The organism is Streptomyces hyderabadensis (genome assembly GCF_020404845.1).
Classification (GTDB): Bacteria; Actinomycetota; Actinomycetes; order Streptomycetales; family Streptomycetaceae; genus Streptomyces; species Streptomyces hyderabadensis.
This window is the reverse complement of record NZ_JAIOJZ010000013.1, coordinates 62,557-86,119: the sequence shown is the minus strand read 5'-3', so window position 1 is coordinate 86,119 and position 23,563 is coordinate 62,557. Positions and strand designations below refer to the sequence as shown.

Sequence of the window (23,563 nt, the reverse complement as noted above, 5' to 3'; positions counted from 1 at the left end):
GCCCGAAAACTGGGTACGGTGTACGCGCAATCGGGTACGGTGTACCCAGTTGGGAAGCGGAAGGGGGCTGGGACCCATGAGTGACACGTACGCGGTACGGGCCGAGGGTCTGGAGAAGAGGTACGGCGGCAAACACGCCCTGGACGGGTTCGACCTGACCGTCCGGGAGGGCACCGTGCACGGCCTGCTCGGGCCGAACGGCGCGGGCAAGACCACGGCCGTGCGCATCCTGTCCACGCTGATCCGGCTGGACGGCGGACGGGCCGAGGTGGCGGGCCTCGACGTCGCCCGGCAGGCCCGCGAGGTCCGGGCGCGGATCGGCCTCACCGGCCAGTACGCGGCCGTGGACGAGGTGCTCACCGGCCGGCAGAACCTGGAGATGTTCGGCCGCCTGTTCCACCTGGGCGGCCGGCGGGCCCGGGCCCGCGCGGTCGAGCTGCTGGAGCGGTTCGACCTGACCGACGCCGCCGACCGGGGCGTGGGCAAGTACAGCGGCGGCATGCGGCGGCGTCTCGACCTCGCCGCGTCAATGATCCTCGCCCCGTCCGTGCTGTTCCTGGACGAGCCGACGACGGGCCTGGACCCGCGCAGCCGCGGCGAGGTCTGGGAGTCGGTCCGCGCGCTGGTGGCGAGCGGCACGACGGTCCTGCTGACCACGCAGTACCTGGAGGAGGCGGACAAGCTGGCCTCCCGCATCACCGTCATCGACCGGGGCCGGGCCATCGCCGACGACACCCCGGACGGGCTGAAGAACCTGGTCGGCGGCGACCGGATCGAGGTCGTGGTCGCCGACCGCGCCGAGATCCCGGACGTGGTGAAGACGGTCGCCCGGGTCTGCAAGGGCGAACCGGCGGTGGAGGAGGCGGCGCTGCGGGTGCACGCCCCGGTCACCGACCGGGTGTCGGCGCTGACCGAGGTGGCGCGCACCCTCCAGGACGAGGGCGTCGCCGTGGAGGACATCGGACTGCGCAGGCCGAGCCTGGACGACGTGTTCCTGCGCCTGACCGGCCACCGCACGGGCGCGGAGCCCGCGCGGCAGGCGGAGAAGGAGGCAGTGGCCGCATGAGCGCCCTCGACCTCGGCGGCGCGGCCGGCCCGGCGACGGCCCCGCCCGAGCGCGGCCGGCTCTACTGGCTGCTCGCCGACTGCGGCAACATCGTCCGCCGCGGCCTGACCCACTACCAGCGCCAGCCCGTCAACATCGCCTGGCAGCTGGGCTTCCCCATCCTGTCCGTCCTCCTGTACGGATACGTCTTCGGCAGTGCGATGACCGTGCCCGGCGGCGGGGACTACAAGGACTTCCTGATGCCGGGCATGTTCGCGATGACCATGGCCTTCGGCTTCATCAACACGGCGACGGTCGTGGTGTACGACTCCACCAAGGGGGTCATCGACCGCTTCCGCTCCATGCCGATGTCGTCCTCGGCGGTGGTGGCCGGGCGCGGGGTGACCGATCTGGTCGTGGCCTGCGCGGAGTTGGCCATCATGATGCTGACGGCGGTGGCCATGGGCTGGCGGCCGGAGGGCGGCTGGGGCTTCGTGGCGGCCTTCGGCCTGCTGCTGTGGCTGCGCTTCGCGCTGATCTGGATCGGTGTGTGGCTGGGCCTGCTGGTCCCCAACCCGGAGGCGGCGGGCGGCCTGTTCGCCGTCGCCTTCCCCCTCACGATGATCTCCAGCATCTTCGTCGCCCCGCAGCTCATGCCCGACTGGCTGGGCTGGGTGGCCGCCTGGAACCCGATCTCCTCCACGGCGGCGGCCGCCCGCGACCTGTTCGGCACACCGGTCGGCGGCGGCGACTCGTGGGTCGAACAGCACGCGCTGCTGATGGCGGGCGTGTGGCCGGTGGTGCTGACCGCGGTCTTCCTGCCGCTGGCGGTACGGAGGTTCCAGCGGCTGGGCCGGTAGGAGCGCTCAGGGCGTCCGGGCCGGGGGTGGAGACCGCGGGAGCGGTGGATCTCCACCCCCGGCTCCACCCCTGGGTCCAGGCGCATCGGCCCTGGTCGCAGGAGCCTTGGGGGCATGACAGCAACTGAGTGGATCACCGACATCGCCCTCGTCCTCGTCGTCTTCCGGCAGCTGCGGGAGGACCGGCTCGACCACAAGACGTTCCTGATCCCGCTGGGCATCGTGGCCTTCGTGGCGTACTCGTACCTGGACTCCGTCCCGACCGCGGGCAACGACCTCGTCCTGATCGCCGCCCTGACGGGCGTGGGCGCCGTGCTCGGCGTGGCGGGCGGCGTGTACACCCGGATCAGGGCGCTCGGCGGACACCTCATGATCAAGGCGGGTGTCGTGTCGGCGGTCCTGTGGGTGCTGGGCATGGGGGCCCGGATGGGCTTCCAGGTCTGGGTCGAGCACGGCGGCGGCGCCGACGACGTCGCCCGGTTCAGCCTCGCCCACCACATCACGAGCGACCAGGCCTGGGTGACCGCGTTCGTGCTGATGGCGGTCACGGAGGTGGTCACCCGGGTGGGCACCATCTACCTGCGCAGCCGTGCCAAGGCCCGGTCGGTGTCCCCCGCGGCGCCCGTCCTCGACCGTACGGCCTGACCGTGCTGACCGTGCGCTATGTTCGGCCGGTGTCCGCCACCGAGAACCCTCCACCGCCGCCCCCGGGGGCGGACCCGCGGCCGGTACCCGGTCAGGACCCGCGGGTGCAGTGGGGGCTGAGCATCGCGGTCGTCGTGGTGGGAGCCCTGACCATCCGGCCGATGGGGTTCGCCGGCCAGGGCCTGGCCGTCACCGTCCTCTACGTGCTCAACTCGGCGGCCCTGCTGGCCCGGGCCCTGCCCGAGCACCGGGTCCCGCCGCGTACGGCGCTCGTGTGGCTCGCCCTCGGCATCGTCGCGGCGGCGGCGTTGATCGGCGCCGGCGACAGCGGGACGAGCTACCTGTTCGCCTACTTCCTCGCCGGCCACATCGGCTACCGCCTCGACACCGGGAGGGCCCTCACCCTCGCGGCGGCGTGCTCCCTGCTCTGCGCCGGCGTCCTGTACTTCCACCTCGGGCCGGGAGACCCGGAGCTGCCCTGGGTGCTCGGCCTCGCCACCGGCGTCCCGGTCGTGGTCGGCATCCTCAACCGCACCCAGCGCCGGGCCGTACGGTCGGCGCTCTCGGCCGCCGAGTCGGCGGAACGCGCGGCCCGCGCGGAGGCCCGGACCGCCGTCCTCACCGAGCGCGCCCGGATCGCCCGGGACGTGCACGACGTGCTGGCGCACTCCCTCGCCGGGATCAACATGCAGCTGGAGCTGGCCGACGCGCTGCTCGACACCGGGGACCTGGCGAAGGTACGGGAGGCCACCACCAAGGCCCACGGCCTGGTCAAGGAGAGCCTGAAGCAGGCGCAGTGGACCGTGCACGCGCTGCGCGAGGACGCGCTGCCGCTGGTGGAGAGCCTGACCGCGATGACCGAATCGGCCGGCCACCACGACGCCCTGACGGTCACGGGCACCGTCCGCGAGCCGACGAGCCAGGTGACCCAGGGCCTCCTGAGGATCGCCCAGGAGGCCCTGACCAACGCGGCCCGGCACGCACCCGGCGGACGGGTCGCCGTCGAGCTGGCGTTCACCGCGGAGTCGATCACACTGAGGGTCCGCAACCGGCCCGCCACCCGTGCGGTGACCCCGGGCGGCGGCAGCGGAATGGGGCTGATCGGCATGCGCGAGCGCGTCGCCCTGCTGGGCGGGAGCGTCGTTGCGGGGCCGGTCACCGAGGGACCGGACCAGGGCGGATGGCAGGTGGAAGCGGTGATTCCAGGATGAGCGGACAGACTGAGGGACCGGGGCGGCTGAGGGTGATCGTCGCCGACGACCAGGCCGCCGTGCGGGAGCCGCTCGCCGCGGTGCTCGGGCTGGCCGAGGACATCGACGTCGTCGCGGCGGCCGCGGACGGCGGCGAGGTACTGGCGGCGGTGGCCGCCGGCCCCGTCGACGTCGTACTGATGGACCTGCGCATGCCCGTGATGGACGGCATCGAGACGACCCGCCGCCTGAGCGAGGAGCACCCGGAGGTCGCGGTGGTCGTCCTGACCACCTTCGCCGACGACGAGTCGATCCTCGGCGCGCTGGGCGCCGGTGCCCGCGGCTACCTCACCAAGAACGCCGGACGCCAGGACATCACCCGGGCGATCCGGGCGGCCGGCGCGGGCCAGTCCGTACTCGACCGCGAGGTCCAGGACCGCCTCCTCGCCACGGCCAGGGCGAAGGCCTCGCCCACCCCCGACGGCCCTGCGCCGCAGCCCCTGCCGGCCGACCTCACACCCCGCGAACGCGAGGTCCTCACCCTCATCGGCCAGGGCCTGTCCAACCGCGGCATCGCCGAGAAGCTCTTCATCAGCGAGGCCACGGTCAAGACCCACATCAACAACCTGTTCGCCAAGACCCACATCCGCGACCGCGCCGACGCCGTCCGCCGCGCCATCGGGGCGGGGCTGGCCTGAGGCACGAGGTGGACCGCGGGCGCCCGGGGGCCGAGCGCGGGCGGCGGGAGCAGCCGAGCCGGCCGGCTGGTTCGAGCAGGCCGCGGCGTCCCGGCGCTAACGCAGCGCGGCGGTGACCAGCCCTTCGAGGGCCTCGCGCGGCACTTCGCCGCCGTTCACCAGCCGGTCGAAGACGAGCCCGTCGACGCAGGTCAGCAGGGTATGGGTGCGGTTCTCGACGTCGGTGACGCCGCGCTCGGCGAGGAACAGCCGGACGGCCGCGCGACCGGCGTTCTCGCGGGGTACGAGGATCTCCCGCAGCTCCTTGTCACGCACACTCTCGACGGCGCAGGCATGGCGGGCGAGCGAGCGACGGCGGCCCTCGCCGGTGAGCCGCTGCCGGGTGAGCGCCACCATCCCGTCCACCAGGTCCTCGACGGTACGCAGGGGCGGAAGCTCTTCCGCCGTCGTTCGGAATTCCGCCTGGTCGAGTCGGACGAGGCGGGAGACGAGTCCGGCCAGCAGCGCGGCGCGGGTGCGGAAGTAGGCCGAGGTGGTGCCGGGCGGCACGGCGGCTCTGCGGTCGACGGCGCGGTGGGTCAGACCGCGCATCCCTTCGTCGGCAAGGACGTCAAGAGCCGCGTCTGCGAGAAGGGTGCGCCGATCCGAAGCCATGGCCCCTTTCTACACCCGTAGAGACGCGAGTTAGCATCGGCTTCTACAGGTGTAGAAGAAGGGGGCTGCGAAGTGGGAAGAAGAGCCGTGCTGGTCGGTGGGGGCATAGGCGGGCTGGCCGCCGCGACAGGCCTGCACCGCATCGGGTGGGACGTGACGGTCCTTGAGCGTGCGCCCCGGCTCGAAGACGCGGGGGCGGGCATTTCGCTGGCCGCCAACGGCCTGCGGGCCCTGGACGAACTCGGCGTCGGCGAGGCGGTTCGGGAGGCGTCGCGAGGGCAGTACAGCGGTGGCACCCGCACGCCCCGGGGCGGCCGGCTGACCCGGATGGACGGCTCGGCGCTGGAGCGAGCGGTGGGCACGCCCATCATGGGCATTCCCCGCTCCACCCTGCACCGGCTGCTCCGCGAATCCCTGCCCGCCGATTCGTTGGTGAACGGCTGCGAGGCGGTCGAGGTCGAGCAGACCGGCCCCGGCACGGTGCAAGTCTCCTGCACCACCGGGGTCCTGACCGCCGATCTGGTGGTGGCGGCCGACGGCGTCGGCAGCGCACTCCGCAGCCGTCTCTTCCCGGAGCATCCCGGCCCGGTCTACAGCGGCTCGACGGTGCTGCGCGCCATCACCGAGCACGCGGTCGATCTGCGTACCGACTTCGAGCTGACCTGGGGCCGGGGCGCGGAGTTCGGGCACATCGCCTTCCTGGACGGGCGGGCCGAGTGGCACGCCGTCCTGAACCAGCCCGCCGGAACACGGTTCGCCGACCCCCTGGCCGAACTCCGCCGACGGTTCGGCACCTGGCACGACCCGATCCCCGCCCTGCTCGACGCGACCCGACCGGAGGGCGTGTTGCACCACGACGTGAACGAACTCCGCACGCCCCTGCCTTCGTACACCGCCGGGCGGATCGCGCTGCTCGGCGACGCGGCCCACGCGATGACCCCCAACCTGGGACAGGGCGCCTGCCAGGCACTGGAGGACGCGGTCACCCTGGCCGCCGCCCTCGACGCCGAGCCAACCGTCGACGCCGCGCTCACCCGCTACGACGTCGAGCGCCGGCCGCGCAGCCAGGCCGTCGCACGAGCCGCCCGGCAGGCCGGGAGAATGGGCCAGCAGCTCTCCCATCCACTGGCCGTCACCCTGCGGAACACGGCGATGCGGCTGACCCCGTCCCGGGTCGCCACCCGCATGATCCTGCGCCACCACGCCTGGACCCCGCCCGCACTGAACTGATCCGGGACGGAAGCCGTCGGCAGACCGGACGAAGGGCGCCCCGCGGATCGTCCGCCGGGCGCCCTCCGTTGTGGTGCGGGGGTGGTTACAGCTTCTCGATGACGTAGTCGACGCACTTCGTCAGGGCCTCGACGTCCGCCGGGTCGATCGCCGGGAACATCGCCACGCGGAGCTGGTTGCGGCCGAGCTTGCGGTACGGCTCGGTGTCGACGATGCCGTTGGCGCGCAGCACCTTGGCGACGGCGGCGGCGTCGATGTCGTCGGCGAAGTCGATCGTGCCGATGACCTGCGAGCGCTTGGCCGGGTCCGAGACGAAGGGGGTCGCGTACTTGGCCTCCTCCGCCCAGGAGTAGAGGCGGGACGAGGAGTCCTTGGTGCGGGCGGTGGTGAAGTCCAGGCCGCCCTGGCCGTTCATCCAGTCCAGCTGCTCGCCGAGGAGGAACAGCGTCGCGAGCGCCGGGGTGTTGTACGTCTGGTTCTTGCGGGAGTTGTCGATCGCGGTCGGCAGCGAGAAGAACTCCGGGACGTGGCGGCCGGACGCGTGGATCCGCTCGGCGCGCTCGATCGCGGCCGGGGAGAATACGCCGATCCACAGGCCGCCGTCGGAGGCGAAGGACTTCTGCGGGGCGAAGTAGTAGACGTCGGTCTCGGCGATGTCCACCGGCAGACCGCCCGCGCCGGACGTCGCGTCGACCAGGACGAGCGCGCCCTCGTCGGCACCGGCCACCCGCTTGATCGGCATGGCGACACCGGTGGAGGTCTCGTTGTGGGTGAGGCCGTACACGTCCACGCCGGCCTCGGCGTGCGCCTCGGGGTGGGTGCCCGGGTCGGCGGCGACGACGGTCGGCTCGGCCAGCCAGGGGGCGAGCTTGGCCGCCTTGGCGAACTTGGAGGAGAACTCGCCGAAGCTCAGGTGCTGCGACTTGTTCTCGATCAGGCCGTGCGTCGCGACGTCCCAGAACGCGGTGGAGCCGCCGTTGCCGAGGATCACCTCGTAGCCGTCGGGGAGCCGGAACAGCTCGCGGATGCCCTCGCGGACCTTGCCGACCAGGTTCTTGACGGGCGCCTGGCGGTGGGAGGTGCCGAGCAGGGACGTACCGGTGGCGGCCAGGGCGTCCAGCGCCTCCACCCGCACCTTGGAGGGACCCGCGCCGAATCGACCGTCCGCGGGCTTGATGTCAGCAGGAATCTGGATCTCAGCCACGAGCCGGAGGGTATCGCCTCGGCCAAACCGGACGAAGACATGTCCGTCCGATGAGACGAGATCTCCGCCGTGCGGACCTGTACGGAGCTACGAGCGCCCATGCTGGAGGCATGACCGATCTGGAGGCAGCACTGCGCAGGGCCGTCCGCGGCGAGGTCGGGTTCGACACCACGTCCCGGGCGCTGACCACCATGGACGCCTCGAACTACCGGCGGGTCCCGCTCGGCGTCGTGGCGCCCCGGGACGCCGACGACGTGGCGGCCGTGCTGGAGGTGTGCCGCACGCACGGGGTGCCGGTGGTGCCGCGCGGCGGCGGGACCTCGATCGCCGGGCAGGCGACGGGCACGGGGGTGGTACTGGACTTCACCCGGCACATGAACCGGCTGGTCGGGATCGATCCGCAGGCGCGTACCGCCGTCGTCCAGCCGGGGCTGGTACTCGACCGCCTTCAGGACGCCGCCGCACCGCACGGGCTCCGGTTCGGCCCCGACCCCTCCACCCACAGCCGCTGCACGCTCGGCGGCATGATCGGCAACAACTCCTGCGGCTCCCACTCGGTGGCGTGGGGCACGACCGCGGACAGCGTGCGCGAGCTGTCCGTGCTCACCGCGCGGGGACGGCGGCTGCGGCTCGGGCCACAGTGGGCCGGGGCGCCGGACGGCCTGCGCGAGCTGGTGGACGCCGACCTGGCCCGCCTGCGCACCGGCTTCCCCGACCTCCCGCGCCGCATCTCCGGCTATGCGCTGGACGCCCTGCTGCCGGAGCGGGGCGCGGACGTGGCCCGCTCCTTCTGCGGCTCGGAGGGCACGCTGGGCGTGCTGACGGAAGCGGTCGTCCGGCTGGTCGAGTCACCGCGCGCGCGGGCGCTGGCCGTACTGGGCTACGCCGACGAGGCGGGCGCGGCGGAGGCGGCGGCCGGGCTGCTGCCGCTCGGCCCGCTGACGGTGGAGGGCATGGCGGTGGACCTGGTGCCGTCCACGGACGGACTGCCCCGGGGCGGCGCCTGGCTGTTCGTGGAGACCGGCGGCGACACGGAAGGGGAGGCGCGGGCGCGGGCGGAGGCGGTCGTCCGGGCGGCGGACGTCGTGGACGCGCTCGTCGTCACCGACCCGGCCGGCCAGCGCACGCTGTGGCGCATCCGGGAGGACGCGAGCGGTACGGCGACGCGGATGCCGGACGGTTCGGAGGCGTGGCCGGGATGGGAGGACTGCGCGGTGCCGCCGGCCCGGCTGGGCGGCTATCTGCGGGATTTCAGGGCGCTGCTGACCGCCCACGGCCTGCGCGGCACGCCGTACGGGCACTTCGGCGACGGCTGCATCCACGTACGCATCGACTTCGACCTGCTGTCGGACGCCGGGGTGGCCCGCTTCCGCAGCTTCTCGCAGGAGCTGGCGGACGTGGTGGTGGCGCACGGGGGTTCGCTGTCCGGGGAGCACGGGGACGGGCAGGCGCGGGCCGAACTGCTGCCGAGGATGTACGGGCCGGAGACGGTCGCCCTCTTCGAGCGCGCGAAGGCGGTGTGGGACCCGGACGAACTCCTCAACCCGGGGATGCTGGTCCGCCCGGCCCCGCTCGACGCCAACCTCCGCTTCTCCGTCCTGCCGCGCGAGCCGGTGGACGTGGCGTTCGGCTACCCGTCCGACGGCGGCGACTTCTCGGCGGCGGTGCGCCGCTGCGTGGGGGTCGCCAAGTGCCGTACGACGTCGGCGCCGGGAGCGGGCGTGATGTGTCCGTCGTACCGGGCGACGGGTGAGGAGGCGCACTCCACGCGCGGGCGTGCCCGGCTGCTGCACGAGATGCTCGCCGGTGAACTGGTCACCGACGGCTGGCGCTCGACGGAGGTCCGGGACGCCCTGGACCTGTGCCTGTCCTGCAAGGGCTGCCGCTCGGACTGCCCGGTCGAGGTCGACATGGCCACCTACAAGGCGGAGTTCCTGCACCACCACTACGAGGGGCGCCGCCGCCCCGCCGCCCACTACGCGATGGGCTGGCTCCCGGTGTGGCTGCGCTGGGCGGCCCGGACCCGGACGGCGCCGGTCGTCAACGCCCTCGCCTCGGTACGGCCGTTGGCCGCGGTGGCGAAGCGGCTGGGCGGGATCGCCGGGGAGCGGGAGGTGCCGCGGCTGGCGGGGGAGACGTTCAGCCGCTGGTGGCGGGGGAGGCGCCGGGGACCGGCCGGTGACGGCGACCTGGTGGTCCTGTGGCCCGACACCTTCACCGAACACCTTTCCCCCTCCGTGGGCCGGGCGGCGGTACGGGTGCTGGAGGCGGCGGGGCTGCGGGTGGCGCTGCCGCCGACGCTGCGGAGCCGTGGGGTGGTCGGCGACGGTACGTCGAGGTCGGCTCTCGCACTGCTGACGGCCCGCCGGGGACAGGTCTGCTGCGGGCTGACGTACGTCTCCACCGGCCAACTGGACCGCGCCCGGGCGGTGATGCGCCGCACCCTGGACCTGATGGCCCCGGTCCTGGAGACGTCCGCGCCGGTCGTCGTCCTGGAGCCGAGCTGCGCCGCGGCCCTGCGCACGGACCTGCCCGAGCTGCTGCACGACGACCCGCGTGCGGCCCGGCTGGCGGCGCGGGTGCTGACCTTCGCGGAAGCGCTGGAGCGGCACGCCCCCGACTGGACGCCGCCCGCCCTGAACCGTCCCGTCACCGGCCAGACCCACTGCCACCAGCACGCGGTCCTGGGCGACGCGGCCGACCGGCGGCTGCGCGAGTCGGCGGGCCTGACCGGCGAGTTGAGCGGCGGCTGCTGCGGCCTCGCGGGCAACTTCGGCTTCGAGGCCGGCCACTACGAGGTCTCCGCCGCGTGCGCGCAGGACCAGCTCCTCCCGGCGGTGCGCGAGGCCCCGGACGGCGCGGTGGTCCTGGCGGACGGCTTCTCCTGCCGGACCCAGCTGGACCAGCTGGCGGGGGTGCGCGGGCGGCACCTGGCGGAGGTGCTGGCGGAGGGGCTGGAGTGAGGGCCGGTGAGGTCTCCTACGGCCGTTGGAACCCGACCTCGGGGTGGGAGGACGTGGGACCGTGGAGGAGGGGCTGGGAGATGCCCCGCAGGTGCAGGTCGAAGAAGGCGCGGACGTAGTCGCGGGTGATGTACCAGCCCCGCTCGCCCGAGAGCGGCACCTCCGGATCGGGCAGCCCCAGCTGCTCCGCCAGCCAGGGGATGTCGGTGAAGGAGAAGTGCCCGGCCCCGGACACGGTCAGCCAACGCTTCCAGCCGTGCAGGCGGTCGTAGGTGGCGGCCCAGTCGTTGGCGGTGTTGCCGGGACCGTGGACGGCCTCGGCCCCGACCATCATGAACGGGCGTCCGCCGATGCGGTGCCCGGCGTCCGGCACGAAGAAGCCCCCGTCCAGGTTGACGCCCGCCCGCACCCGGCGGTCGGCCTCCATCGTCGCCATGGCCGCCGCTCCGCCGATCGAATGCCCGGCGACACCGATCCGTCCCGGGTCGATCAGGCGCGCCGGCGCCCCCGCCCTCCGGCGGTCGGTCAGCCGGTCGATCACGAAGGACAGGTCCGCGGCCCGGCCCCGCACGACCGCCGCCTCGTCGACGTCGACGCCGACCCGGTCGCAGGCCACGCACGGCGGGACCCGGCCCCCGGGGAACTGGGTCCCGACGGACTCGTAGGCGTGGTCCACGGCGGCGACGACGTAACCGCGGGCGGCCAACTCCGCGGCGAGCGCGGTGAGCGTGGTGCGCGGCATGGAGAAACCGGGGGACAGCAGTACGAGCGGGAAGCGTCCCGGCGCAGGGGGCGCGTCCACCTGCGTGTGCGTCATCGTCCCCGCGACGGTCGCCGCCGGCACGACCCCGGCGAGTCCTTTGGCCTCCAGGAGCCGTTGCGCCTCGCTCTCGGTCATGTACCTCGCCGGGGCTCCGCCCGACGGGCGTGCCGGGTAGGACACGGACACCATCAACTCCCTGCCGCGCGCCGTCGGCACCCAGGGGTCGTCGCGGTGCCGGTCGACGAGGTGCAGGGTGCGGCGGCCCACGGGGTGGGGTCCGGTGGGCGAGGGCAACTCCAGCGCCGGGGCGGCGGGTGCGGACGACGCGGGGGCGGCCCCCAGGAGCGGGACGGACACGGCTCCCGCGAGCAGTGCGGTCAGGACGGTTCTGCGCGAGGTGCTTGCTCGGTCGGTCATGCCGCCGAAGCTATGGCTCGACAGGCGGTCGACGCGTCGGTCCCGGGGGGTACTTGGCCGTCCTCCCGTCGTCCGATCACGGCGGACGGGATGCCCCGTGGGGACTACCCGCCTCGGTGGGAGGCGGCGTTCGGAGTCGCTCGCGGCCGGTTCGCAGCTGCCGGCCGTCGGGCGGCGGCCCGGCTGAGGGGCGGAACCGTGGGCCGCGATCGTCGCGTGATCGTTCGTATGGACGGTTCGGGTGATCAGGCGGAGGCGGCCGCGCGGTGGTGGAGCGGCAGGCGGGCGTGGGGGACCGGGGGCGGTGCGGCCGTCGTCGCCCTGGCGGTGGCCGCGGGGATGGTGATCGCTGACGACGGGCCGGCCGGCATCGCCGCGCCGTACGGGTGCGGGACGGGCGGAGTCCACAGCACCGCGTCCGCCGCTGCCGCGTCCGCCGCCCCCGCGTCGGACCGGCCCGCGCCGGACGGCGTCGCCGACTTCGACGGGGACGGGAACCCGGACCTGGCCCTCGGCTCGATGGGAGACGTGCCGGGCGGGTACGGCGGGGGGAGCATCGAGGTCGCGTACGGGGCGGGGGACGGGACCGGGATCGCCCGGTGCCAGTACCTGACGCAGGACGACGCCGGGATACCGGGCGGCAACCGGGACGAGGCGTTCTTCGGGAGCGACGTCGTGGCACGCGACCTGGACGGGGACGGGTACACCGACCTCGCCGCCTCCGTCTTCGACTGGAAGCCGAGCGTGATCATCATGTGGGGCTCCGAGGGCGGACTCTCGCGCGGCGTCCGGGTGCCCGGGACGGACGGCAGCCACGTCCCCTGGGGCATTGACCCGATCCTGGACGAGCAGCTCGCCGCCGGTGACTTCGACGGCGACGGGCACCCCGACCTGGTCTTCGGGCTCGGCTCCGGCAAGGGGTTGCTCAAGGGGCCTTTCGAGCGGGACGGCACCCCCGCCGCGACGGCACCCGTCCCCGCTCCGCGCCGTCCCGCCCCGGACGTCCGGGGCGCGAACTACGACGACCTCCTCGCCGGGGACCTCGACGGCGACGGCGTCGACGACCTGGTGAGCATCCACGACGCCGACACCGGGGCCGAGGTGCCCTGGCGGGACCGGACCAAGCCGGTGAGCTACCTGCGCGGCGGCCGGGACGGCTTCACGCAGCCCGAGGACGTCCGGCTCCCCGACGCGGGCGAGGGCGCGATCGGCGACGTGGACGGCGACGGGTACGGCGACCTGGTCCTCAGCCCCCGGGGCGGCGACGCGAGCCGCAGCTCGGTGACGGTGGTGTACGGGGCGGAGGACGGGCCGGGGACGCGCAGGACGGCGACCGTCGACCGGGACACCCCCGGCGTGCCGGGCGCGGAACCCCAGGACGAGGACGCCGTCTTCACCAGCCTGGACACCGGGGACGTCAACGGCGACGGGTACGCGGACGTGGTGGCCGGGGCTCCCCGGTGGGACGACGTGTACGGGGAGCCGGGTCCCGAACAGGTGCTGTTCCTGGCGGGCGGCCCGGACGGCCTCGGCGGCGAGGGTGCCCGGCTGTTCGACGGGGACGACCTCGGCGCCGCGCCGGACGGGGAGGCCGACTTCGGCGGCGCCGTGGGCCTCACCGACCTGGACGGCGACGGACGGGCCGACCTCGTGGTGACGGCGCCGGGCAGTGACACGGCCGAGGGCGTCGCGTACCTGCTGCCGGGCACCGCCGAGGGACCGTCCGCGACCGGCGTCACCCGGCTGACCGAGGGCGCCTTCGACGACACCGAGGGGCTGGACCTGCTGATGGGCGGCGGGTCGATCGCCCACTAGGACGGGTCCCGGGGGATCACTTCCGCCAGAACAGGTGGTGCGTCACTCCGCTCGGGCTGGGCACGACGTCCTGGTGGAACCGGTCGAGCAGTTCGTCGGGGGACTCCCACAGCCGGGCCCCGGAACCGAGCTTCGTCGGCGCGACCACCACGTGCAGGGTGTCGACCAGGCCGGCGTCGAGGAACTGCCGGATGACCGTGGCCCCGCCGCCGAGCCGGACGTCCCGGCCCCGCGCCGCCTCCTTCGCCCGGGCGAGCACGGTGGCCGGGTCGTCGTCGACGAAGTGGAACGTGGTGTCGGAGAGCGTGAACGACGGGCGCGTGTGGTGCGTCATGACGAACACCGGCGTGTGGAACGGGGGCTCGTCGCCCCACCACCCCTGCCACTCGTGGTCCTGCCAGGGCCCGCGCTGCGGCCCGAACTTGTTGCGGCCCATGATCTCGGCGCCGATGTTGCGGGCGTAGTCCCGCGTGAAGTAGTCGTCCAGTCCGCGGCTGCCCCGCCCGGAGGGGCCGACGGGCGGGTGGTCGGTGGCGAAGGCCCAGGCGAGGAGTTTCCCCGGATCGGCGTGGCCGAACGGCTTCTCAAGGCTCTGGCCCTCACCGGCACCGAACCCGTCGCTCGACACGGTGAAGTTCTGGACTCGCAGCAACTGGGTCATGTCGCTCCTTCTGCTCAGCGCGTTCTGATCACTTGACGAACTGGTGGACCGGCCGGACGGGGAAGACTCATCGCCGCGTCGTGCGGCGCCGCCGGAAGCCCGTGCGGGCACGATCGCGATCTAGGACAGGAATAGACCTACAAGGTTCATACCGTGGTGCTCCACCGACGGAGCAGGAACATCGGAAGGCGGAAACACCATGATCACCACCGAGCACCTCACCGGCGAACGTGCCGACCTGCTGGAGGTCCTCGCCAAGCACCGGCACTTCCTGCGCTTCACCGTCCGCGACCTCACCGACGAGCAGGCCGGGCTGCGGACCACGGTCAGTGAACTGTGTCTGGGCGGCCTGATCAAGCACGTCACCGCGGCCGAGCGGAACTGGACCGGCTTCATCGTGGACGGCCCCTCCGCGATGGGCGACTTCGCGGACATGACCGAGGAGGACTTCGCCCGGCGGGCCGACGAGTTCAGGATGCTGCCCGGCGAGACGCTGGCCGGTGTGCTGGACGACTACGCCGAGGTGGCCCGGCGGACCGACGAGCTGATCGCCACCCTCCCCGACCTGGACGCCTCGCACCCGCTGCCGAAGGCGCCGTGGTTCGAGTCCGACACCGAGTGGTCGGCGCGCCGGGTGCTGATGCACATCATCGCCGAGACCGCCCAGCACGCCGGACACGCCGACATCATCCGGGAGTCCCTGGACGGGGCCAAGAGCATGGGATGACCCGGGATGACCGGTCACTTCGCGAACCGGTACTTCAGGTGGGTGGCCAGGGGCGTCTCGACGACCCTGACCTGCTCCAGGTCGCGCCGCCCCGTCCCCAGCCCCTCGAAGAGGCGCAGTCCGTCGCCGAGGAGCGTGGGCACCACGTGCAGCTGGAGTTCGTCGACGAGCCCGGCCGCGAGGTATTGCCGCACGGTGTGCGCGCCGCCCCCGATGTCCACGTTCCGGTCCCCGGCGGCGGCCCTGGCCTGCTCCAGGGCGCTGTGGATGCCGTCGGTGACGAAGGTGAAGCTGGTGCCGCCCTCCTTGACCAGCGTGGGACGGGGGCGGTGGGTGAGGACGAACACCGGCGTGCGGAAGGGCGGGTTGTCGCCCCAGAACTCCTCGCCCGTGTCGTACATCATCCGTCCCATGACCACCGCTCCGGTGGCGTCGAACCACTCCCGCATCAGCTCCGAGTCGCGGTTCTCGGCGCCGCCGGTCATGCCCTGGCGCTCCCGCCAGCTCGCCAGGGTGTGGATCCAGTCGAAGATCGGTTCGCCGCCGTCGCCGCCCGGGTTGTCGAGGGTGACGTTCGGGCCGGCGACGTAGCCGTCGAGGGTGATGGCCAGGTCCGCGGTCACGGTCGCGGTCATGAGGGTGCCTCCTCGGGTGGGTGTACTGCCTTCACTGCCTTCACCCCTGCGTCGATCGGGCACCGCCGCTTTCGACACCCCCGGCGAACTGATTTCAGGGCACCGTCTCGCCCCGCACCAGAGGTCGGCACACCGGCTGGACGTCCTCGGGCAGCTCGTCCGGGCGGCACCAGCGGGCCTCCAGGATCTCGAACGGGTCCAGGCGCAGCTCGCCGCCCAGGAGCCGGGCCTCGTAGGCCACCTCCAGGCGGGTGCGCAGCCCGCTGTTCAGCATGACCAGCCGGCCCGCCGCCACCTCGAGGCCGGTCTCCTCCCTGACCTCCCGGACGAGGGTCTGCCGGAAGTCCTCGCCCTTGTGCGCGAAGCCGCTCGGCAGGCCCCACTGGCGGCCCGGCGCCCACATCCGGTGCTTCAGCATCAGCACCCGGCCCTCGTCGTCCCGTACGACGCCGGTCACGCCGACCACGAACTTGGCGTTCACCAGCCACATCACGCGGCTCTGGACGGGGCGCAGCAGGCGCCAGAGGCGGGTCAGGAGTCGTCTCACCCGGTGGACGGTACCCGCCCGGTGCGCGGCCGGTCCGGGCGGTCCCGGCTCGCCTGGCGGACGTGCGTTGACAGCCGTACGTCCCGGCCCTGACAGTTGCGTAAAAGTGCTACGTGCCTGACCGAGTCCATTACTCTGGACCGTGCAGTGCAGCGTACTGAACGATGCCCATTCACCCACCGCCTCGGAGCCCCCGTGAGTACCCCCAGCGCCACCCCCGGCACCTCGTCCCCGGCTGCCGCGACCGCCGCAGGTCACGCATCTGTGCCGGGAGACGCGCCGGGCGGGCGGTTCGGTGCCCTCGGCCCGGTCGGCCTGGTCCTCGCCGGGGGCGTCTCCGTGCAGTTCGGCGCCGCGCTGGCGGTGAGCCTGATGCCGCGGGCCGGGGCGCTCGGCGTGGTGACCCTGCGGCTGGCCGTGGCCGCCGTCGTCATGCTCCTGGTCTGCCGGCCCCGGCTGCGCGGCCACTCCCGGGCCGACTGGGGCACGGTCGTCGTCTTCGGCATCGCCATGGCCGGTATGAACGGCCTCTTCTACCAGGCCGTCGACCGCATCCCGCTCGGCCCCGCCGTCACCCTGGAGGTGCTCGGCCCGCTCGCCCTGTCCGTCTTCGCCTCCCGCCGCGCGGTCAACCTGGTCTGGGCGGCGCTCGCCCTGGCCGGGGTCTTCCTGCTGGGCGGCGGCGGCTTCGACGGCCTCGACCCGGCCGGTGCCGCCTTCGCCCTGGCGGCCGGCGCCATGTGGGCGGCGTACATCGTCTTCAGCGCCCGCACCGGACGCCGCTTCCCGCAGGCCGACGGGCTGGCCCTGGCGATGGCGGTCGGCGCGCTGGTGTTCCTGCCGCTGGGCGTCGTCGAGTCGGGGGCGAAGCTGATCGACCCGGTGACGCTGGCGCTGGGCGCCGGGGTAGCCCTGCTCTCCTCCGTCCTGCCCTACACCCTCGAACTCCTCGCCCTGCGCCGCCTGCCCGCGCCGACCTTCGCGATCCTCATGAGCCTGGAGCCCGCCATCGCCGCGGCGGCCGGCTTCCTCATCCTCGACCAGGCCCTCTCCGCCACCCAGTCCGCCGCCATCGCCCTGGTCATCGCGGCGAGCATGGGCGCGGTACGGACCCAGGTGGGGCGCGGAGGCGGAGGGCGCCGGGCCGGAGGACGCCGGACCGGAGGACGCCGGACCGGAGGACGCCGGGACAAGGCGCTGCCCGACGTTCCCTAGCCCGACGCCTCCGTCCGTCCGTCCGTCCGCCCGGCCGGTCGGCCGACCGGGCCCGACGGCACCGGCCGTCCCCGCACCGCATAGGCTGCGTACCTGGTCAGCTCATCGGGATCACGGGGAGGAACCGATGAATCACCCGGCCGAGGTCTTCCAGCCCTTGCAGGACGACGATCCGCGCGCGGTGGCCGGTTACCGTCTCGCGGCCCGGCTCGGCGCGGGCGGCATGGGACGGGTCTACCTGTCGCACACCCGGGGCGGCCGGGCCGTGGCCATCAAGGTCGTACGGTCGGAACTGGCCGACGACGCGACCTTCCGGCGGCGTTTCGGCCGGGAGATCAAGGCGGCCCGGCGGGTGAAGGGCGCCTACACCGCCGAAGTGATCGACGCCGACCCGGACGCCGCCCCGCCCTGGCTGGCCACCCTGTACGTGCCCGGGCCCTCCCTGTCCGGCGCCGTCGCCCGGAGCGGGCCGCTGCCGGTGCCCGCGGTGCTGTGGCTGATGGCGGGCGTCGCTGAGGCGCTGCAGGCCATCCACGCGGCGGGGATCGTGCACCGGGACCTCAAACCGGCGAACGTACTGCTGGCCCCCGACGGACCGCGGGTCATCGACTTCGGCATCTCGCTCGCCGCCGACAGCACCGCGCACACCGCCACCGGCGCCACCATCGGCACGCCCCAGTTCATGGCCCCCGAACAGGCCTCCGCGGGTGACATCACGGCGGCCACCGACGTCTTCTCTCTCGGGCAGACGGCCGCCTTCGCCGCCCTGGGCAAGCCGCTGTACGGCGACGGACCGGCCGCCACCGTGCTGTACCGGATCGTGCACTCCGAGCCCGACCTGTCCGGCCTGCCCGAGCGGCTGCGCGGCCTGCTCGGCCGGTGCCTGGCCGCCGACCCCGAGGAGCGGGCCACCCCGGCGGAGATCGTCGAGTGGTGCCGCCGGGAGCTGGGCCGGGACGGCGGGGACGAGGCCGGTCCGGCCGTGTGGCGGGAGATCGCCGGGCCACCGGTGACGGTCCCGCCGCCGGCCGCGGCCACCGGACCGGCCACCGCCGCGGCTCCGGTCGCGGCCCCGGGCCCGACCGCGGTGCACACCGCGCCGTGGACCGCCCCGCAGGGGACCGTCCCGCAGGGGACCGGCCCGGCGCCCTGGGCAGATGGCCCCGTTCCCTGGCCGGGTGGCCCCGCTCCCTGGCCGGGCGGCTTCGGCCCCGGCGGGCCGACCGTGCCGCGGCGGCCGGACGGGCCGGAGGAGCGCAAGCGCCGCAGGAGACGCGCCGTCCTGATATCGGCGGCCGCCGTCGTCGCGTGCGGTCTGGTGATCGCGGCGGGAACGGCGCTGCTGGACGCGGCGGGGCGGGGCCTCGACCGGGCCCGGGACGCGGTCGCGTCCGCGTCGGCGTCGGCGTCCGATCCCGCCTCGGGTACGCCCCGCCCGCAGGCGAAGGGCTCGGCCGCGGCCGGGGAGGCCGCCGCGTCTGGGGGTGGCGCGGAGGCCGACGCATCGGCCGGACGGCCGGACGGAGCGACCGGCGGCTCCGCCGCCGGGACGACGACGCCGCGGGCCCACGCCCACGGCGCCCTGCTGGTGAACGCCGACAACTCGATCAGCCTCACCGAAGGCACGATGCGCAAGGACCGCAAGGGGGACATCCGCTTCGACTGCGCGAATGCGAGCTGTGCCCTGGAGAGTGACACCAGCGTCTTCACGATGCTGTTCGGCGACCCGGGCGCCACGTACGACGAGTGCCGCGCCATGACCGACCGAGACGCAGTCCACCGCCTCCCGTTGGCCGCCGCCTCCGCCGGCCAGGAGATCTGTGTCAGACGGGACAACGGAGATGTCGCCCTGTTGGTTGTCCAGGTGAAGTCGACCGCCTTGCCGGAGGCCGCCTTCATCACCATGGACACGACGGTCTGGCCGGCCGAGAAGAACTGAGACCGCGCGGGAGCCGAGCCGGGGTCGTCGACGGCCCCGGCGCCCGCCTCTCGCCTCCCGCCAAAATCATGCAAGCGTGCTTGATTGTTACCGGCCGCCCTGCCATGCTCCTCACCACACCGCGCCAGTACGCCGCCGTGCCCGAGGGGAGCGACCGTGTCCGACCCGACGCCCGTGATCGACGACCTGCGCGAGGAGGGCGAGGAACTCGACGCGCTGGTAGGCACGTTGAGTCCGGAGCAGTGGCGGCTCGCCACCCCGGCGCCCGGCTGGACGATCGCCCACCAGATCGCCCACCTGAACTGGACCGACCGGGCCGCCCTGGTCGCCGTCACCGACGAGGAGGGGTTCAAGGGCCTGGTCGAACAGGCCCTCGCCGCCCCCGACCGGTACGTCGACGACGGCGCCGAGGCGGGGGCCGCGCAGGACCCCGCCGCGCTGCTGACCGCCTGGCGCCAAGGCCGCACCGCCCTCGACGGGGCACTGCGCGCCGCCGCACCCGGTGCGCGTTTCCCCTGGTACGGCCCGCCGATGGCCACCGCTTCCATGGCCACCGCCCGCCTGATGGAGACCTGGGCGCACGGCCTCGACATCGCGGCCACCCTCGGCGTGTCCCGCCCGCCCACCGACCGCCTGCGGCACGTCGCCCGCATCGGCGTCCGCGCCCGGGACTTCGCCTATGCCGCCCACGGGCTCACCCCGCCCGCCGAGCCCTTCCGCGTCGAACTCACCGGCCCCGGCGGCGACCTGTGGACGTACGGCCCCGAGGACGCCCCTCAGCGGGTGACCGGCCCCGCGCTCGACTTCTGCCTCCTCGCCACCCAGCGCGCCCACCGCGCCGACCTCGCCCTCACCGCCGAGGGCCCGGACGCCGACCGCTGGCTGGACATCGCCCAGGCCTTCGCCGGACCGCCGGGCGCCGGACGCCCGCCGGGAGCCGGACGTCCGGCGCAGGGGGAGACCCGGTGAGCGTGCTCCGCGTCGGCAACGCCTCCGGCTTCTACGGCGACCGCTTCTCCGCCATGCGCGAGATGCTCACCGGCGGCGAGCTGGACGTCCTCACCGGCGACTACCTCGCCGAACTGACCATGCTCATCCTCGGCCGCGACCGCCTGAAGGACCCGCAGGGCGGATATGCCCGCACCTTCCTGCGGCAGTTGGAGGAGTGCCTCGGCCTCGCCCACGAGCGGGGAGTCAAGATCGTCACCAACGCCGGGGGACTCAATCCCGCCGGTCTCGCCGACGCCGTACGCGCGCTGGCCGACCGGCTCGGCGTCCCCGTCCGCGTCGCGCACGTCGAGGGCGACGACCTCACCGCCGCCCACCCGGGAGCGCTGGCCGCGCACGCCTACCTCGGCGGCTTCGGCATCGCCGCGTGCCTGCGGGCCGGCGCGGACGTGGTCGTCACGGGCCGCGTCACCGACGCCGCGCTGGTCACCGGGCCCGCCGTCGCGCACTTCGGCTGGGCGCCGACGGAGTACGACCGGCTCGCCGGCGCGGTCGTCGCCGGGCACCTGCTGGAGTGCGGGGCGCAGACGACCGGCGGCAACTACGCCTTCTTCCAGGACGGCGACGTACGGCGGCCCGGCTTCCCGCTCGCCGAACTGCACGCCGACGGCACCTCGGTCATCACCAAGCACGACGGCACCGGCGGCTTCGTCGACGTCGGCACGGTCACCGCCCAGCTGCTGTACGAGACGGCCGGGGCCCGGTACGCCGGGCCCGACGTCACCGCCCGGCTGGACACCGTACGGCTCATCCCGGACGGACCCGACCGCGTCCGCGTCGAGGGGGTGCGCGGCGAGGCACCGCCGCCCGCCCTCAAGGTCGGCCTGAACCGCCTCGGCGGCTTCCGCAACGAGGTCGCCTTCGTCCTCACCGGCCTCGACATCGAGGCCAAGGCCGCGCTGGTGCGGGACCAGATGGAGCCGGCGCTCGGCAAGGCCGCCGACGTCCGCTGGGACCTGGTCCGCACCGACCGGCCCGACGCCCCGACCGAGGAGACGGCGAGCGCCCTGCTGCGGCTCGTCGTCCGGGACGCCGACCAGCAGGTCGTGGGGCGGGCGTTGAGCGGCGCCGCGATCGAGCTGGCCCTCGCGAGCTACCCCGGGTTCCATGTGCTCGCACCACCTGGGAAGGGCGCACCCTATGGGGTCTTCGAGGATGTGTACGTCCCCCATGGGGCCGTCGACCATGTGGCCGTCCTCCATGACGGGCGGCGGATCCCGGTGCCGGCCGCCCAGGACACCGCCGTACTCCACGCCGTACCGGAACCACCCCTGCCGCCGCCCCTCCCGCCCGGCCCGGTCCGCCGCGCCCCCCTCGGCCTGGTCGCCGGGGCCCGCAGCGGCGACAAGGGCGGCAACGCCAACGTCGGTGTGTGGGCGCGGACCGACGAGGCCTGGCGCTGGCTCGCCCACGAGCTGACCGCCGACCGGTTCCGCGAACTGGTCCCCGAGGCCCGCGACCTGCCCGTCACCCGGCACCAGCTTCCCAGCCTGCGCGCCCTCAACTTCGTCGTCGAGAACATCCTCGGCGCGGGCGTCGCCGCGCAGGCCCGTTTCGACCCGCAGGCCAAGGCGCTCGGCGAATGGCTGCGCGCCCGGCACCTGGACATCCCGGAGGTCCTGCTGTGACCGTCCCGCCACACTCCCCCGCCCCGAAGGCCTGCTGTGACCGTCCGCCGCACGCCCCCAGTCCCGGAGGCCCTCCTGTGACCGTCCCGCTGTACACCCCCGCCCCGGAGGTCCTGCCGTGACCGTCCTCGCCTCCGCCCTCGACCCCGCCGACCCCGAGCACCGAGCCCGCCGCGAGGCGATGCTCGCCAAGCTCGCCGACCTGGACGCCGAGCACGCCAAGGCCCTCGCGGGCGGCGGCGAGAAGTACGTCGCCCGGCACCGGAAACGCGGCAAGCTCCTCGCCCGCGAACGCATCGAGCTGCTCCTCGACCCCGACACGCCCTTCCTGGAGCTGTCGCCGCTGGCGGCCTGGGGCAGCGAGTACACGGTCGGCGCCTCCCTCGTCACCGGCATCGGCGTCGTCGAGGGCGTCGAGTGCCTGATCACCGCCAACGACCCCACGGTGCGCGGCGGCGCCAGCAACCCCTGGTCGCTGAAGAAGGCCCTGCGCGCCAACGACATCGCCCTCGCCAACCGGCTGCCCTGCATCAGCCTCGTCGAGTCCGGCGGCGCCGACCTGCCCTCCCAGAAGGAGATTTTCATCCCGGGCGGCGCGATCTTCCGCGACCTCACCCGGCTGTCGGCGGCCGGCATCCCGACCATCGCCGTCGTCTTCGGCAACTCCACCGCCGGGGGCGCCTACATCCCCGGCATGTCCGACCACACCATCATGGTCAAGGAGCGCGCCAAGGTGTTCCTCGGCGGGCCGCCGCTGGTCAAGATGGCCACCGGCGAGGAGAGCGACGACGAGTCGCTGGGCGGCGCCGAGATGCACGCCCGCACCTCCGGCCTCGCCGACCACTTCGCCGTCGACGAGCCGGACGCCCTGCGCCAGGCCCGCCGGGTGGTCGCCCGCCTCAACCACCGCAAGGCGTACGCCGATCCGCCCCTCGCCGAGCCGCCCAAGTACGACCCGGAAGACCTGCTCGGCATCGTCCCCGCCGACCTCAAGGCCCCCTTCGACCCGCGCGAGGTGATCGCCCGGATCGTCGACGCCTCCGACTTCGACGAGTTCAAGCCCCTGTACGGGACCAGCCTGACCACCGGGTGGGCGACCCTGCACGGCTACCCGGTGGGCATCCTCGCCAACGCCCAGGGGGTCCTGTTCAGCGCGGAGTCGCAGAAGGCCGCCCAGTTCATCCAGCTCGCCAACCAGCGCGACATCCCACTCCTCTTCCTCCACAACACCACCGGCTACATGGTGGGCAGGGAGTACGAGCAGGGCGGCATCATCAAGCACGGCGCCATGATGATCAACGCGGTCTCCAACTCCCGCGTCCCCCACCTCTCCGTCCTCCTGGGCGCCTCCTACGGCGCCGGGCACTACGGTATGTGCGGCCGCGCCTACGACCCCCGCTTCCTCTTCGCCTGGCCCAGCGCCAAGTCCGCCGTCATGGGCCCGCAGCAGCTCGCCGGGGTCCTGTCCATCGTCGCCCGCCAGTCCGCCGCCGCGAAGGGACAGCCGTACGACGACGAGGGCGACGCCGCGCTGCGCGCCATGGTCGAGCAGCAGATCGAGTCCGAGTCGCTGCCCATGTTCCTTTCCGGGCGGCTCTACGACGACGGCGTCATCGACCCGCGCGACACCCGCACCGTCCTCGGCCTGTGCCTGTCCGCCGTCCACACCGCCCCCTACGAGGGCGCCCGGGGCGGCTTCGGCGTCTTCCGAATGTGAGG

At 73.9% G+C, this 23,563-nt stretch carries 20 protein-coding genes; 14 read left to right on the top strand and 6 right to left on the bottom strand.

What is annotated here, in order from left to right:
• The first annotated feature begins 76 nt into the window (after positions 1-76).
• The 5 genes from K7854_RS12770 to K7854_RS12750 all read left to right on the top strand — a co-directional run bounded on the left by K7854_RS12770 (position 77) and on the right by K7854_RS12750 (position 4,438).
• Positions 77-1,066: an ATP-binding cassette domain-containing protein gene (locus K7854_RS12770; protein WP_226026564.1), complete on the top strand. Its 990-nt coding sequence runs from the start codon at positions 77-79 to the stop codon at positions 1,064-1,066.
• On the top strand, positions 1,063-1,905 hold the full coding sequence (locus K7854_RS12765) for an ABC transporter permease (protein ID WP_226026563.1): 843 nt from the start codon (positions 1,063-1,065) through the stop codon (positions 1,903-1,905). Before K7854_RS12770 ends, K7854_RS12765 begins: the two co-directional genes overlap by 4 nt.
• A gap of 114 nt (positions 1,906-2,019) precedes the next feature.
• On the top strand, positions 2,020-2,550 hold the full coding sequence (locus K7854_RS12760) for a hypothetical protein (RefSeq protein ID WP_226026562.1): 531 nt from the start codon (positions 2,020-2,022) through the stop codon (positions 2,548-2,550).
• Between the two features lie 11 nt (positions 2,551-2,561).
• Positions 2,562-3,761: a sensor histidine kinase gene (locus K7854_RS12755; protein WP_226026561.1), complete on the top strand. Its 1,200-nt coding sequence runs from the start codon at positions 2,562-2,564 to the stop codon at positions 3,759-3,761.
• Positions 3,758-4,438: a response regulator transcription factor gene (locus K7854_RS12750; protein ID WP_226026560.1), complete on the top strand. Its 681-nt coding sequence runs from the start codon at positions 3,758-3,760 to the stop codon at positions 4,436-4,438. The genes K7854_RS12755 and K7854_RS12750 overlap by 4 nt, the downstream gene beginning before the upstream one ends.
• 96 nt (positions 4,439-4,534) lie before the next feature.
• Here the strand turns inward: K7854_RS12750 and K7854_RS12745 are convergent, their stop codons facing one another.
• On the bottom strand, positions 4,535-5,092 hold the full coding sequence (locus K7854_RS12745; protein WP_226026559.1) for a TetR/AcrR family transcriptional regulator: 558 nt from the start codon (positions 5,090-5,092) through the stop codon (positions 4,535-4,537).
• A 72-nt stretch (positions 5,093-5,164) separates the two neighbouring features.
• On the opposite strand from K7854_RS12745, the gene K7854_RS12740 reads away from it, so the two are divergent.
• Entirely contained in the window at positions 5,165-6,322 is a 1,158-nt protein-coding gene (locus tag K7854_RS12740; protein WP_226026558.1) for an FAD-dependent monooxygenase, read from the top strand.
• A gap of 85 nt (positions 6,323-6,407) precedes the next feature.
• Here the strand turns inward: K7854_RS12740 and serC are convergent, their stop codons facing one another.
• On the bottom strand, positions 6,408-7,526 hold the full coding sequence (gene serC, locus K7854_RS12735; RefSeq protein ID WP_226026557.1) for a phosphoserine transaminase: 1,119 nt from the start codon (positions 7,524-7,526) through the stop codon (positions 6,408-6,410).
• 110 nt (positions 7,527-7,636) lie between these two features.
• On the opposite strand from serC, the gene K7854_RS12730 reads away from it, so the two are divergent.
• On the top strand, positions 7,637-10,489 hold the full coding sequence (locus K7854_RS12730) for an FAD-binding and (Fe-S)-binding domain-containing protein (RefSeq protein WP_226026556.1): 2,853 nt from the start codon (positions 7,637-7,639) through the stop codon (positions 10,487-10,489).
• Positions 10,490-10,505: 16 nt separating this feature from the next.
• Here K7854_RS12730 and K7854_RS12725 read toward each other — a convergent pair whose 3' ends face one another.
• The gene (locus tag K7854_RS12725; RefSeq protein WP_226026555.1) at positions 10,506-11,669 is read right to left on the bottom strand and encodes an alpha/beta hydrolase family protein; all 1,164 of its coding nucleotides are present in this window, start codon (positions 11,667-11,669) and stop codon (positions 10,506-10,508) included.
• 216 nt (positions 11,670-11,885) lie between these two features.
• On the opposite strand from K7854_RS12725, the gene K7854_RS12720 reads away from it, so the two are divergent.
• Positions 11,886-13,484: an FG-GAP and VCBS repeat-containing protein gene (locus K7854_RS12720; protein WP_226026554.1), complete on the top strand. Its 1,599-nt coding sequence runs from the start codon at positions 11,886-11,888 to the stop codon at positions 13,482-13,484.
• A gap of 16 nt (positions 13,485-13,500) precedes the next feature.
• Here the strand turns inward: K7854_RS12720 and K7854_RS12715 are convergent, their stop codons facing one another.
• On the bottom strand, positions 13,501-14,145 hold the full coding sequence (locus K7854_RS12715) for a dihydrofolate reductase family protein (RefSeq protein WP_226026553.1): 645 nt from the start codon (positions 14,143-14,145) through the stop codon (positions 13,501-13,503).
• Between the two features lie 199 nt (positions 14,146-14,344).
• Between K7854_RS12715 and K7854_RS12710 the strand changes: the two genes are divergently transcribed.
• Positions 14,345-14,872 carry a DinB family protein gene (locus tag K7854_RS12710; protein ID WP_226026552.1) on the top strand — a complete coding sequence of 176 codons (528 nt, stop codon included), beginning with the start codon at positions 14,345-14,347 and terminating at the stop codon, positions 14,870-14,872.
• A 14-nt stretch (positions 14,873-14,886) separates the two neighbouring features.
• Here the strand turns inward: K7854_RS12710 and K7854_RS12705 are convergent, their stop codons facing one another.
• Positions 14,887-15,507, bottom strand: coding sequence for a dihydrofolate reductase family protein (locus K7854_RS12705; RefSeq protein ID WP_226026551.1), 621 nt, complete (start codon positions 15,505-15,507; stop codon positions 14,887-14,889).
• 94 nt (positions 15,508-15,601) lie between these two features.
• Positions 15,602-16,054 (bottom strand): NUDIX hydrolase, encoded by a 453-nt coding sequence (locus tag K7854_RS12700; RefSeq protein WP_226026550.1) that lies wholly within the window; start codon positions 16,052-16,054, stop codon positions 15,602-15,604.
• Between the two features lie 195 nt (positions 16,055-16,249).
• Here K7854_RS12700 and K7854_RS12695 point away from each other — a divergent pair, with 195 nt between their 5' ends.
• The 5 genes from K7854_RS12695 (at position 16,250) to K7854_RS12675 (ending at position 23,561) form a co-directional block, all read left to right on the top strand.
• A complete protein-coding gene (locus K7854_RS12695; RefSeq protein ID WP_226026549.1) occupies positions 16,250-17,269 on the top strand; it encodes an EamA family transporter in 1,020 nt (339 codons plus the stop codon).
• A gap of 127 nt (positions 17,270-17,396) precedes the next feature.
• Positions 17,397-19,208 carry a serine/threonine-protein kinase gene (locus K7854_RS12690; protein WP_226026548.1) on the top strand — a complete coding sequence of 604 codons (1,812 nt, stop codon included), beginning with the start codon at positions 17,397-17,399 and terminating at the stop codon, positions 19,206-19,208.
• A 156-nt stretch (positions 19,209-19,364) separates the two neighbouring features.
• A complete protein-coding gene (locus K7854_RS12685; RefSeq protein WP_226026547.1) occupies positions 19,365-20,177 on the top strand; it encodes a TIGR03084 family metal-binding protein in 813 nt (270 codons plus the stop codon).
• A complete protein-coding gene (locus K7854_RS12680; protein ID WP_226026546.1) occupies positions 20,174-21,844 on the top strand; it encodes an acyclic terpene utilization AtuA family protein in 1,671 nt (556 codons plus the stop codon). The genes K7854_RS12685 and K7854_RS12680 overlap by 4 nt, the downstream gene beginning before the upstream one ends.
• Positions 21,845-21,962: 118 nt before the next feature.
• Positions 21,963-23,561: an acyl-CoA carboxylase subunit beta gene (locus K7854_RS12675; RefSeq protein ID WP_226026545.1), complete on the top strand. Its 1,599-nt coding sequence runs from the start codon at positions 21,963-21,965 to the stop codon at positions 23,559-23,561.
• The last annotated feature ends 2 nt before the right edge of the window (positions 23,562-23,563 follow it).